Origin of the sequence: Bradyrhizobium sp. B039, from assembly GCF_038965675.1 — a bacterium.
GTDB lineage: Bacteria > Pseudomonadota > Alphaproteobacteria > Rhizobiales > Xanthobacteraceae > Bradyrhizobium > Bradyrhizobium diazoefficiens.
Window position 1 is genome coordinate 228,938 of sequence record NZ_CP152416.1, and the last position, 12,657, is coordinate 241,594.

Genomic DNA, 12,657 nt, shown 5'->3' on the forward strand with positions numbered 1-12,657 from the left:
TTTTACGCGTAGGCTTAGCAACCTTGGGTAAAACAGACTTGGACAATACAGATGTGGCCAGGGACCATTCCTTTCACTGTATCGCGAGAGCCGAATCCGACCCTCGCGGGTTACACTACATCATGTGGGGTTAAGGGTTTCAATATGCCAGAGAGCCCCGATCCGCACAGTCTGTCTCACTTCGTACCTTTCCAGCTCCCGTCCGGGTTCCGCAGGCCCGTCGAGGACAGGTTCAGCTTCAGTCCGGTGAGGAAGACCCAGGCCGGCGCCGGCCGATCCGCCAGCAACGCCGCCTCGTTCTCGGGGAGGCGGTAGCGCGATAGTGCCTTGGCGGCAGGAGAGGCGAGGGCACGAAAACTCTGCGGCGGGCGATCGATGACCGCGATCGGCACCTGGCCGGCGATGCGCCGCCAGTCCTGCCAACGGTGGAATTGAGCGAGGTTGTCGGCGCCCATGATCCAGACAAAGCGCAGGCCGCGGAGACGGCGGCGCAAGGTGTTGATCGTGTCGATAGTGTAGCGCGTGCGAATGACGGATTCGAGACAGCTCACCTCGATCCTGGGATCGTTGGCGACGTCGCGCGCGGCCTGCATGCGCGCGCCGAGTTCATGCAGCGTGCCGTTCTCCTTCAGCGGGTTGCCGGGCGTGACCAGCCACCAGACGCGATCGAGTTGCAATCGCTTGAGCGCGAACTGACTGATCGCGCGATGGGCCTGATGCGGCGGATTGAAGGAGCCGCCGAGCAGGCCGACGCGCATGCCCGGGGTCGAGGGCGGGATCGCTTGCGCCATGAAACGCGGCACGACGAAATTGTTGCTCAATTGCCCGCGCCTCGCGACGTTATCTACGGCCGCGTCTGCCCGGTGCCGTGAACGCGATATTTGAAGCTCGTCAACTGCTCGGCGCCGACAGGTCCCCGGGCGTGAAAGCGGCCGGTGGCGATGCCGATCTCGGCACCGAAGCCGAACTCGCCGCCATCGGCAAATTGCGTCGAGGCGTTGTGCAGCACGATGGCGGAATCGACCTCGCTCAGGAATTTCTTCGCAGCGGCCTCGTTCTCGCTCACGATCGCATCGGTGTGATGCGAGCCGTGGTTCTGGATATGCGCGATCGCGCCGTCGACGCCGTCCACCACCTTCGCCGCGATGATCGCGTCGAGATATTCGGTGTCCCAATCGTCGTCGTTCGCAGGCTTTACGCGCGCGTCTGTCTTCTGCACGACGTCGTCGCCGCGCACTTCGCAGCCGGCCTCGATCAGCATCTCGACCAGCGGCTTCAGGCTCGTCGCAGCAGCCGCGCGATCGACCAGCAGCGTCTCGGCTGCGCCGCAGACGCCGGTGCGCCGCATCTTGGCGTTGAGCACGATCGACTTCGCCATGGCGAGGTCGGCGCTGGCATCGACATAGACGTGGTTGACGCCTTCGAGATGCGCGAACACCGGCACGCGCGCCTCCTGCTCGACGCGCGCGACGAGGCTCTTGCCGCCGCGCGGCACGATGACGTCGATCGCGCCGTTCAACCCCGACAGCATCATGCCGACCGCCGCACGGTCGCGCGTCGGCACCAGCGTGATCGCAGCCTCGGGGAGGCCCGCTTCGCGCAGGCCCTGCACCAGGCATTCGTGGATGGCGCGGCAGGAGCGGAAACTGTCGGAGCCGCCGCGCAGGATCACGGCATTGCCGGACTTCAGGCACAGCACGCCGGCATCCGCTGCGACGTTCGGCCGGCTTTCGAAGATCACGCCGACGACGCCGAGCGGCACGCGCACGCGCTCGATGGTCATGCCGTTCGGCCGCTGCCAGCTCTCGGTGACGATTCCGACCGGATCGGCGATGCCGCGCACGATGCCGATGCCCTCGGCCATGCTCTCCACACGCGCCGGTGTCAGCGTCAGGCGGTCGATGAAGGAGGTGGTGGCATTGCCGGAGGCGCGAGCCTCAGCGACGTCCTCGGCATTGGCGGCGAGAATCGGAGCCGCGTTCGCGCGGATCGCCCGCTCCATGGCCTCCAGCGCCCGGTTCTTCTGCTCCGCCGGCGCCAGCGCCAGCACGCGCGCGGCAGCGCGGGCACGGGTGGCGAGATCGGACATCAGCGCCTGGAGATCGGCATTGCCGTCAACGGCTTTGAGGGGGGCGGCCATGGGGTTTCAACCTTCTGCTAAGACGGTGTCCTAGCACGGAAATCCCGCTTTTGCGAAGGGCGGGGAGGGTATGGCAGGTCTCCCCGGCCGCGCGACGGCTGGGTCATTGGCCCAGCCCCGACGTTGTGGCGGGCTTGTCCATGTTTTCCTTGGGCGTCATTCCGGGGCGATGCGGAGCATTGAACTATGGTGCGCGGTTGCGCACCTGAGAATCTCGAGATTCCGGGTCTGGTCCTTCGGACCATCCCGGAATGACGGAGCAACGGGTTTACCCGCCCACCACCAGATCGTCACGGTGGATCATCTCTGCGCGGCCGCTGATGCCGAGGATGGTCATCACATCAGGGGAGGAGCGGCCCTTGATGCGTTCGGCGTCGTCGGCGTCATAGGCGATCAGGCCGCGGCCGATCTCGCTCGTATCGGGGCCGCGCACGATCACGGCATCGCCGCGGGCGAACTGGCCCTCGACCTTGATCACGCCGGCCGGCAGCAGGCTGGCGCCGGCACGCAGCGCCGTCACCGCGCCGGCGTCGATCGTCAGCGTGCCCTTCGGCTCCAGCGTGCCCGCGATCCAGCGCTTGCGCGAGGTGATGGGATTGGCCGGCGTCAGGAACCAGGTGCAGCGGCCGCCATCGGCGATCGCCCGGAGCGGATGCTCGATCTTGCCGGAGGCGATCAGCATATGCGTGCCGCCGGTGGTCGCGATCTTGGCCGCCTCGACCTTGGTGCGCATGCCGCCGCGCGACAGCTCGGACTCGGCGTCGCCCGCCACCGCCTCGATCTCCGAGGAGATGCTGTCGACGACGGGAATGAGCTTTGCGTTCGGGTTGTTCTTCGGCGGCGCGTCGTAGAGCCCGTCGATATCGGAGAGCAGCACCAGGAGATCGGCGCTCGCCATGGTCGCGACGCGCGCGGCGAGGCGGTCGTTGTCGCCGTAGCGGATCTCGGTGGTGGCGACCGTGTCGTTCTCGTTGATCACGGGGATGGCGCGCCACTCCAGGAGCTTGCCGATGGTGGAGCGCGCATTGAGATAGCGGCGGCGCTCCTCGGTATCCTGGAGCGTCACGAGAATCTGCCCGGCGTCGATGCCGTGGGCCCCTAGCACCTCCGACCAGATCCGCGCCAGCGCGATCTGTCCGACGGCCGCGGCGGCCTGGCTCTCCTCCAGCTTCAGCGGGCCGCGCGGCAGCTTGAGCCGGCTGCGGCCGAGCGCGATCGAGCCCGAGGAGACGACGAGGACGTCGCGTCCCTCCTTGTGCAGCTTGGCCATGTCGTCGGCAAGCGCGGCGAGCCAGGACGTCCGCACCTCGCCCTTGTCGGAATCGACCAGCAGCGCGGAGCCGACCTTGACGACGATGCGGCGGAATTGACTGAGTTCGGGGCTGGCCATGTGTGTATGTGTTGGCGCGTGTGACGAATTGCTCGGGTTCGGGAACGGCGGAGCAAACAAGCGGCTCCGATAAGGCCTGCTTTTGCAGCAGGACGATGGCCGGCGCAAGGCGGCTGGCCCGGTAAACGGCGCAACGTGGCTTGGTCTTCGGCCTTGTCTTGAGCGCGGGGGCGGTTCTAATGCCGGCAACCAATAACGGGCTGGAAGGGGAAACGTATGGATCGCCGCAAATTCATGGCCGGATGTCTTGGAGGAGGTCTTGGGCTGCCGCTGCTGGCAGAGGCGGGCGGGGCGCAAGCGCAGGCGGGGCTTTCAAAAATCATCTTTCCGTTCGCGGCGGGCGCCGGCGGCGACACGCTGTGCCGGCTGATCGCGCAGGAGATGGCGCCGGTGCTGCAAAGGACCATCGTGGTCGAGAACCGCACTGGCGGCGACGGCCTGATCGGCATCAAGGCGGTGAAGGGTGCGAACTCCGATGGCAGCATGGTGCTGGTGACGACGGGCCCCACCATGTATCTGCTGCCGATGGTGGAGACGACGCCGAGCTTCGACACGGCCAAGGATTTCATGCCGGTGTCGCTGCTGGCGCGGTTCGAATTCGCCGTCGTGATCGGCCCGGCGATCGATGCTGCCGATTTCAAGTCATTCGTGGCCTGGCTGAAGGCGCATCCGGACAAGACGTCGTTCGGGGTGCCGAGCAACGGCACCATTCCGCATTTCATGGGCTCCAAGCTCGAGAAGGATCTCGGCATTCCCCTGACCCGCGTGCCCTATCGCGGCAGCGCGCCGATCCTCAACGATCTCATCGGCGGCCATCTGTCGTTCGGCATCGTGACATTGGCCGATGCGCTGCCGCAGCACCGCGCCAAGGGCGTGAAGGTCATCGCGGTCTCGAGCGCGGAACGGTCGCCCTTCGCGCCGGAGGTGCCGACGCTGAAGGAGAGCGGCATCGCTCTCGTTGCGGATGCCTGGTACGGCATGTGGCTTCCCGCCGGCAGCCCGCCGGAATTCGCCAGCAAGCTCGGCGCCGCCGCGAGCGCTGCCCTCGCCAAGGCCGAGGTGAAGGAGAAGCTCACTGCGATCGGCCTGATCCCGGTCGGCAGCAGCCCGGATGAGCTGACCAAGGAACTCGCCGCCAACACGGCGTTCTGGCAGCCGATCGTGAAGGCGACGGGATACAAGATCGAGAATTGAATTCTTCTCCCTCTCCCCGCAAGCGGGGAGAGGGAGAAGACAGACTCAAAGCTTCGCTCGCTGCGCGATGCCGTCCTTGATCGCTGCAAGCTCGGCCTCGTCCCAGATGCCGATCAAAACGCCGCCCTTCACCTGGAGCTGGTTGTCGGCATAAGCCGCGATCTTCTCGCGCGGCGTGGTGATGTGGTCGTTGGGATGCAGCGCCCAGTCGAACAGCTCGGCCTGCAACCGCGCGATGATGCCGGCGCAATCAGGATCATCGCCGCGATCCAAAAACTCTTCCGGATCGGTCTCGAGATCGTACAGCATCGGACGGAAGCCCGAGGCGTGGATGTATTTCCAGCGGCCGTCGAACACCATGAACAGGCGGCAGCGCTCGATCGGCTGATTCAGTTTCAGTCGCACGTCCTGCATAGCGTAGTCGTATTCGGAGAACGCGACCTTGCGCCAGTCCGGCGGTGTGGGCCCGCGCAGCAGCGGCAGCAGCGAGCGTCCTTCGAGGATGTGGCCCGGCACCTTGCCGCCGAAATAATCGACGAAGGTCGGCGCAAGATCGATGCCCTCCACCAGCGCGTCGCTGCGCGTGCCGCGCGTGGCGTCGGCTTCCCGGGAGGGATCGATGATGATCAGCGGAATCTTTGCCGACTGCTCGTGGAACAGATCCTTCTCGCCCATCCAGTGATCGCCGAGATAGTCGCCATGATCGGAGGTGAACACGATCATGGTGGTGTCCAGCAGGCCGCGCTCTTCCAGGAATTTCATCAGCGCGCCCATCTGGTCGTCGATCTGCGTGATCAGGCCCATATAGGTCGGGATCACCTTCTCGCGAGCGTCGTCGCGCGCCATGTTGTGGGAGTAGCGCATGTCCATATAGGCGCCGAACACCGGATGCGGGTTCTGCCGCTCGCGCTCGGAGCGGATCACCGGGATCATGTCGTCCGTCGAATACATGCTGGCGTAAGGCTCGGGCGCGATGTAGGGCCAGTGCGGCTTGATGTAGGACAGATGCAGGCACCACGGCTTGCCGTCGGTCTCGGCCTCGCTGATGAAATCCATCGCGCGCCGCGTCATGTAGGGCGTCTCGGAATGCTCCTCCGGCACGCGCGCAGCCTTGTCGGCATGCACCAGCAGCCAGCCGTTCTGCAACGAGCCGTCCTCCGCCGCGCCTGAATTGGCCCAATGCTCCCAGGGATTTGTAGCCTCGAATCCCTGCTGGCGCAGATACTCGTCGTATTTCGGGCGCGGCCTTCCGGTCGGATGCAGGCCGTCGTCGCGTTCATAGGGCTCGAACCCGCATTCGGCGACGTGCACGCCGATCATCGATTCCGGCGGGATGCCGAGCGCCTTCATGCCTTCGAGGTCGGGCGCCATGTGGGTCTTGCCGACCAGCACATTGCGCACGCCGATTTTCTTGAGGTGATCGCCGAGCGTGGGCTCGCCGACGCGCAGCGGCCAGCCGTTCCAGTGCGAGCCGTGCGAGCGCATGTAGCGGCCGGTGTAGAACGACATCCGCGAGGGCCCGCAGATCGGCGACTGCACGTAGGCCTTGCTGAAGAGCACGCCGCGCTTCGCCATGGCGTCGATGTTGGGCGTCTTCAGCGTGGGATGGCCGGTGCAGCCGAGATAGTCATAGCGAAGCTGGTCGCACATGATCCAGAGAACGTTCTTCGCGCGCGCCATGCGTCATCCCTGCCGTTTCTTGCTTGTTTAATGCTGCGATATTAGAGCGCCGGTGACAACCTGCCAGTGATGCGGGTGCCCGCAGCCTACACTCCAATGTCGTCCCGGCGAAGGCCGGGACCCATACTCCTCAGAAGATGTTATGGCGCGAGATGGCAATGACCAATCTTCGCCAAATCGCATTCGGTGGTTATGGGTCCCGGCTTTCGCCGGGACAACCCAGGGGAGATAGTTTAAGCCGACCAGGGCTCGGCTTCGGCGGCGCTCTTCGCCTTGGCGGACACCGGGGCCTCGCCGATCACTGCGACAAGCGCGCGCAACGCTTCCTTGACGCCCTCTCCGGTCGCGGCGGAGAGCAGCAGCGGCGTCTTCTTGGCGGCGCGCTTCAGCCGGTCCTTCTGCTTCTTGAGCTCGTCCGGCTCGACCGCGTCGATCTTGTTCAGCGCGACGATCTCGATCTTGTCGGTGAGCAGGCCGCCATATGCATCGAGCTCTGTGCGCACGGTCTTGTAGGCCTTGCCGGCGTGCTCGCAGGTCGCATCAACGAGATGCAGCAGCACGCGGCAGCGCTCGACATGGCCGAGGAAGCGGTCGCCGAGGCCCGCGCCTTCATGCGCGCCCTCGATCAGACCGGGAATGTCGGCCAGCACGAATTCGCGGCCGTCGGCATTCACGACGCCGAGCTGCGGATGCAGCGTGGTGAAGGGATAGTCGGCGATCTTCGGCTTGGCCGCGCTGACCTTGGAGAGGAAGGTCGACTTGCCAGCATTGGGGAGGCCGACGAGGCCCGCATCCGCGATCAGTTTCAGCCGCAGCCAGATCCAGCGCTCCTCGCCGGGCTGGCCGGGATTGGCGTTGCGCGGCGCGCGGTTGGTCGAGGATTTGAAATGCGCGTTGCCGAAGCCGCCATTGCCGCCCTCGGCGAGCACGAATTTCTCGCCGACATTGGTGAAGTCGTGGATTAGCGTCTCGCGGTCTTCATCGAAGATCTGCGTGCCCATCGGCACCTTCAGCACGATGTTCTTGCCGTTGGCGCCGTGACGGTCCGAGCCTGCGCCATTCTCGCCCTTCTGGGCCTTGAAATGCTGCTGGTAGCGGTAGTCGATCAGCGTGTTGAGCCCGTCCGCGACCTCGATGATGACGTTGCCGCCGCGGCCTCCATTGCCGCCGGAGGGGCCGCCGAATTCGATGAACTTCTCGCGGCGGAACGCCACGCAGCCGTTCCCACCGTCACCGGAGCGGATATAGACCTTTGCTTCGTCGAGGAATTTCATGGGCCATAGGTAGGCCAGCCGGTCCCCCGCGGCAACCCGGACTTACCCGCAAACCGGCCGAAATTCCGCGAATTTCGCCCCTTGCTTAACCCAAGACGACTTCAGTGGGGCCGTCGCCGGATCAGGAATTTCTGAATGCCCTCCAGCACCAGCTCCGTGCGCTGGTTGAACACGGTGCTTTTGAGCGTCACCACGCCGGTCGAGCGTCCCGGCGCGAGTTCGGTGACCTCGAGCGCGGGATAGATGGTGTCGTCGGCGAACACGGGTTTGAGGAACCGGCTCGATTGCTCGAGGAAGCCGACGAGGGAGTCCTCGACCATGAACGGAAACAGGCCCGCGCCGGGCGCGGTGTGGATCAAGGTCTGGAAGCCGTGGGCGAGCAGATGCGGCATGCCGCGGCTGCGGCAATATTCCACGTCGTAATGCACGGGGTGGGTGTCGCCGCTCGCGGTCTGGAACGCCGCGAACACCGCCGAGGTCTGGGTCCGGCTCGGCAGCACGAAGCGTTCGCCGACGACGAAATCCTCAAACCAGCGTTGCGTGGGGATCATGCGGTGCCGGGCCGGATCGAAGTCGGTCATGTCAAAGCTCTCTTTGTCGATGAGGCGCCTATCGCTACCGCGACGCGAAGAGTGCGACAATCCGTTCAATTCGGCGGTGGCGGGCTTGTCCCAGTCGCTCACGTCATTAAAACGACCGCAAGCGACGCTAATCGCGGGTTTTCCGTGCTCTCTCCGCCCGTCATTGCGAGGAGCGAAGCGACGAAGCAATGACGACCTCTCACACTCCGACTCGTTTCAATGCCCTTCTTCAAGAACCTCTCCGCCTATGACGACCGCTCCGCGCGCCTCGCCGGCATCGCGCTGATGGTGCTGTCGATCTTCATGTTCTCGTTCGGCGACGCCATGGGCAAGTTCCTGGTCGGGACCTATTCGGTGGGGCAGTTGCTGTTCCTGCGCGCCTGCGCGGCGCTGTTGCTGCTGTCGCCGCTGATCTGGCGGCAGCGTCGCCAGTTCCTGCATCTGGAGCGGCCGCGCCTGCAGCTCATTCGCGTCGTGCTCTCGACGCTGGAAGTGGCGGCCTTCTTCCTTGCGACGGTCTATCTGCCGCTCGCCGACGTCATCACGTACTACCTCGCCGGCCCCATCTTCGTCACCGCGATGTCGGCGATCTTCCTGGGCGAGAAGGTGGGTTGGCGGCGCTGGACGGCGATTTTGATCGGCTTCTGCGGCGTCGTGATCGCGCTGCGGCCGTCGGCGCAGACCGTCAGCCTGCCGGCGCTGATCGCGCTCGGCGGCAGCCTGTCCTTTGCAACCCTGATGCTGATCACCCGCAGCCTGCGCAAGACCCCCGACATCGTGATGGCGTCCTCGCAATTCGTCGGCACGTTTTCGCTGGGCGCGGTGTTGTCGGCATTCCATTGGGTGCCGCCGACATCAGGCAGCCTCGTCATCTTCGCCCTGGCCGGATGCATCTCGGTGACGGCGCTGTTCTGCGTCAACCGGTCCCTCAAGCTCGCGCCGGCCAGCGTCGTCGTGCCCTATCAATATTCGATGATCGTCTGGGCCGTGATCTTCGGCTTCGTCGTGTTCGGCGACGTGCCGTCGATTGCAACGATCGTCGGCGCCGCCATCATCATCGGCGCCGGGTTCTATATCTACTTGCGTGAGCGCGATCTGGGGCGCCCGAGCAACGAGGTAAATCCGCCGGCGTAGCCACAACGTCGTCCCGGGGCGCGCGCAGCGCGAGCCCGGGACCCATACCCACAGGGAGTGGTTTGGCGACGACTCGGAGTGGGCGCTTCGCCTCGCACTGCTCCCTGGGATTATGGGTCCCGGGCTCGCGACTTCGTCGCGCCCCGGGACGACAGTGGCGATTGTGGCGCGGCCTGCGCCCTACCTCACCCGTCTTGCGCTGCTCCAGCTCTTCAGCGACGCCCACACCCCGCGCGACAGGCGGAAGCAATCGACGGGCGTGGACGAGCCCAGCGCCAGGAAGCGGTGCAGCTGGACGCCGCTCCACTGGAAGCCGCACTTCTCCAGCACTTTGCGCGAGGCGGGGTTGGTGACGCGCGCGCCGGCATGGAGGTGGTCGTCCTCGAACTCCTCGAAGAAGAAGTCGATCGCGCCGCGTGCGGCCTCGGTGGCGAAGCCCTGGCCCCAATGCTCGACGCCGAGCCAGTAGCCGAGCTCGGCATTGTCGGGCTTCGAGCAGTCGATCCCGACCATGCCGACCGGCCCGCTGTCGTGCTCGATCAGGAACACGGTCTCGCTGCCGATCTCGGCGGTGGTACGGACGAATTCGATGGCGTCGTCCTGCGAATAGGGATGCGGCAGGCGGCGCGTGTTCTCGGCGACGCGGCGATCATTGGCGAGCCGGGCGATGGTCCTGACGTCGGCGAGGGTCGGCCGCCGCAAGGTCAGCCGTTCGGTGGCGACGACGCTCGGTCTCGCCTCCCGCAAGGTGGTGCTCGAAAAATCCTGCAACATGTCCGGCTCCGTCGAAGTCACTAAGACAAAACGAAAGGGGAGGCCGGTTTCCCGCCTCCCCTGGAGCCTATTTGTGGACTCCGCCGGTTTGGTCAGGACCCGGCGGACTCCAAATTTGATCCACCGTCTATTCAGCCGCCTCTGCGATCGGGAGTACCGATACGAATGTGCGGCCGTTGGCTTTGGCTTGGAACGTGACGCGACCCTCGATCTTGGCGAACAAAGTGTGGTCCGTGCCCATGCCGACATTAAGGCCGGGATGCCAGGTGGTGCCGCGCTGACGCGCAATGATGTTGCCGGGAATCACAACTTCCCCGCCGAACGCCTTGATGCCGAGGCGCTTGCCCTTTGAATCGCGACCGTTGCGCGATGAACCGCCTGCTTTTTTGTGAGCCATGGCTCGTCTCCGAAATCCTGAGTAGTTCTAGATCAATTCCTTGACGGAATCATTTCATAATTTCTCACGCATCAATTCGTGAATTGGCGTGATCAATTTATGCGGCGGCGTCTTCCTTGGTCGCTTCCTTGGCGACCTTCTCCTTCTTCGGACGCGGCCCCTTGGTGGGCTTGGCGTTGTCCGTCAGGATCTCGCTGACGCGCAGCACCGTGATCTCGTCGCGGTAGCCGCGCTTGCGGCGCGAATTCTTGCGGCGGCGCTTCTTGAACGCGATGACCTTGGGGCCGCGCTTGTGGTCGAGCACCTCGACCGCAACGGACGCGCCGGCCACCGTGGGCAGACCCAGGATCGGCGTGTCGCCGCCGACCACCAGAACTTCATTCAGCTGCACGATCGAGCCGACTTCGCCTTCGATCTTGCCTACTTCCAGGACATCATCCGGAGCGACGCGGTACTGCCGGCCGCCGGTTTTGATGACTGCGAACATCGTTGTTTTCCTTCGTGTTCAATCCCGGCCTCGCGACAGTCCGTCGGGGCTGGCTTTTTGTCAGTCGCTATGGGTTTATGCGAGTTTTGTGCGGGCGGGAGTTATCCCTTTGAAAACCCACGCAAAAACAAGCGGCGCGAGAAACGCCCCGCGCCGGGTGTGGGACTTATAGCCGCCGGACGCCGCAAGTCAAGGAAAACCGCTGAAAAAGGCCCGGATTTGAAGGATTTGGCCGCCCGCCCATCCGCCGATTCTCCCCCGGCGTTGCAACCAACGGGTTCCCGCGCCGTTGTCCCCCAGATTTCGCAAGCGGGCAAGGGTCCCATGGCAACGGACGAACTGGTCGCGACGACGGGCATTGCGCAGCACGGCGCGAGCCGCCTGCCGTCGGTGGACGTCGACAGTTTCAACATCGAGATCAAGGACGAGGACGGTTTTCTCGGCGACCGCGCCAGCAAGGGCGCGTTCCGCGAGATCCTCGACCGCTGGCGCAAGCCGCTGCGCAAGACCGGCGAGGACCCGTTCGGCAAGGAGCCCTCGGACCAGATCAGCAAGAAGACGCTGGATGCGATCCTGATCGGCGACGACACCGAGGCCTCGGCGCTGGTCCACAGCGCGATCGAGGATTTCGCCCAGCAGCTCGCCTATGTCACGCGCCGCTTCCTCAAGACCAAGGCCTGGGCCAAGACCGAGCGCATCATGGTCGGCGGCGGATTTCGTGATTCCAGGCTCGGCGAGCTCGCGATCGCGCGCACCGAGATCATCCTGAAATCCGAGGACTTCAAGATCGACATGCAGCCGATCCGCCATCATCCCGATGAAGCCGGCCTGATCGGTGCGCTGCATCTGGCGCCGTCATGGATCTTCGAGGCTCATGACAGCATCCTCGCCGTCGATATCGGCGGTACGAATATCCGCTGTGGCCTGGTGGAAACGAGCTGGAAAAAGGCAAAAGACCTGTCGAAGGCCAAGGTCGTGAAATCCGAGCTATGGCGTCATGCCGACGACGAGCCGACGCGCGAAGGCGCGGTGAAGCGGCTCACCAAGATGCTGAAGGGGCTGATCGCCGAGGCCGAGACCGAAGGCTTCAAGCTCGCGCCCTTCATCGGCATCGCCTGTCCCGGTGTGATCGACGCCGACGGCTCGATCGAGAAGGGCGCGCAGAACCTGCCGGGCAATTGGGAGAGCAGCAAGTTCAACCTGCCGGCGAGCCTGATCGAGGGCATTCCCGAGATCGGCGAGCACGACACCGCGATCCTGATGCACAATGACGGCGTGGTTCAGGGCCTCTCCGAGGTGCCGTTCATGCAGGATGTCGAGCGCTGGGGCGTGCTCACCATCGGCACGGGCCTCGGCAATGCGCGCTTCACCAACCGCCGCAAGGACAATGGGAAAGACCGTGATTCTACCGAGAATGGGAAGAAAAAGGCCAAGTCTGACAAGGAGTAACCTTGACTGGTTAGGTTAAGGGACGGATTGCGTTGCGGTGCATGGGGCACCCGCTACGGTCGAATCTGTCGCCTCACCTGGCCGGCGAAGCCGCCCTTCCCGGTCAGTATTGCAATGAGCGGCACGGGACCGCCAGTGTTTACCGCGTCTGGCGGTC

Annotated in this window: 12 protein-coding genes; 3 read left to right on the plus strand and 9 right to left on the minus strand. The window is 64.7% G+C overall.

What is annotated here, in order from left to right; genetic code table 11:
* Positions 1-176: 176 nt before the first annotated feature.
* From AAFG50_RS01105 to proB, 3 genes are all read right to left on the minus strand, one after another.
* Complete coding sequence (locus tag AAFG50_RS01105; protein WP_028174857.1) at positions 177-821, minus strand: nicotinate-nucleotide adenylyltransferase; 645 nt, start codon at positions 819-821, stop codon at positions 177-179.
* Between the two features lie 23 nt (positions 822-844).
* On the minus strand, positions 845-2,140 hold the full coding sequence (locus AAFG50_RS01110; RefSeq protein WP_028174856.1) for a glutamate-5-semialdehyde dehydrogenase: 1,296 nt from the start codon (positions 2,138-2,140) through the stop codon (positions 845-847).
* A 268-nt stretch (positions 2,141-2,408) separates the two neighbouring features.
* A complete protein-coding gene (gene proB, locus AAFG50_RS01115) occupies positions 2,409-3,530 on the minus strand; it encodes a glutamate 5-kinase (RefSeq protein ID WP_028174855.1) in 1,122 nt (373 codons plus the stop codon).
* A gap of 216 nt (positions 3,531-3,746) precedes the next feature.
* Here proB and AAFG50_RS01120 point away from each other — a divergent pair, with 216 nt between their 5' ends.
* Positions 3,747-4,724 (plus strand): Bug family tripartite tricarboxylate transporter substrate binding protein, encoded by a 978-nt coding sequence (locus AAFG50_RS01120; RefSeq protein WP_028174854.1) that lies wholly within the window; start codon positions 3,747-3,749, stop codon positions 4,722-4,724.
* Between the two features lie 45 nt (positions 4,725-4,769).
* On the opposite strand, the gene AAFG50_RS01125 is transcribed toward AAFG50_RS01120, so the two are convergent.
* The 3 genes from AAFG50_RS01125 to AAFG50_RS01135 all read right to left on the minus strand — a co-directional run bounded on the left by AAFG50_RS01125 (position 4,770) and on the right by AAFG50_RS01135 (position 8,259).
* Entirely contained in the window at positions 4,770-6,404 is a 1,635-nt protein-coding gene (locus tag AAFG50_RS01125) for an alkaline phosphatase family protein (protein WP_028174853.1), read from the minus strand.
* A 233-nt stretch (positions 6,405-6,637) separates the two neighbouring features.
* A complete protein-coding gene (gene obgE / locus AAFG50_RS01130) occupies positions 6,638-7,678 on the minus strand; it encodes a GTPase ObgE (protein ID WP_011083257.1) in 1,041 nt (346 codons plus the stop codon).
* 101 nt (positions 7,679-7,779) lie between these two features.
* Complete coding sequence (locus tag AAFG50_RS01135) at positions 7,780-8,259, minus strand: MaoC family dehydratase (RefSeq protein ID WP_028174852.1); 480 nt, start codon at positions 8,257-8,259, stop codon at positions 7,780-7,782.
* Between the two features lie 219 nt (positions 8,260-8,478).
* Here AAFG50_RS01135 and AAFG50_RS01140 point away from each other — a divergent pair, with 219 nt between their 5' ends.
* Complete coding sequence (locus AAFG50_RS01140) at positions 8,479-9,393, plus strand: DMT family transporter (protein ID WP_028174851.1); 915 nt, start codon at positions 8,479-8,481, stop codon at positions 9,391-9,393.
* A gap of 180 nt (positions 9,394-9,573) precedes the next feature.
* On the opposite strand, the gene AAFG50_RS01145 is transcribed toward AAFG50_RS01140, so the two are convergent.
* From AAFG50_RS01145 to rplU, 3 genes are all read right to left on the minus strand, one after another.
* Positions 9,574-10,167: a GNAT family N-acetyltransferase gene (locus AAFG50_RS01145; RefSeq protein ID WP_028174850.1), complete on the minus strand. Its 594-nt coding sequence runs from the start codon at positions 10,165-10,167 to the stop codon at positions 9,574-9,576.
* 127 nt (positions 10,168-10,294) lie between these two features.
* Positions 10,295-10,564, minus strand: a complete 270-nt coding sequence (gene rpmA, locus AAFG50_RS01150; protein ID WP_011083253.1) for a 50S ribosomal protein L27 — start codon at positions 10,562-10,564, stop codon at positions 10,295-10,297.
* A 97-nt stretch (positions 10,565-10,661) separates the two neighbouring features.
* Complete coding sequence (gene rplU, locus AAFG50_RS01155) at positions 10,662-11,051, minus strand: 50S ribosomal protein L21 (RefSeq protein WP_011083252.1); 390 nt, start codon at positions 11,049-11,051, stop codon at positions 10,662-10,664.
* 324 nt (positions 11,052-11,375) lie between these two features.
* Between rplU and AAFG50_RS01160 the strand changes: the two genes are divergently transcribed.
* A complete protein-coding gene (locus tag AAFG50_RS01160) occupies positions 11,376-12,500 on the plus strand; it encodes an ROK family protein (protein WP_011083251.1) in 1,125 nt (374 codons plus the stop codon).
* Positions 12,501-12,657 lie beyond the last annotated feature (157 nt).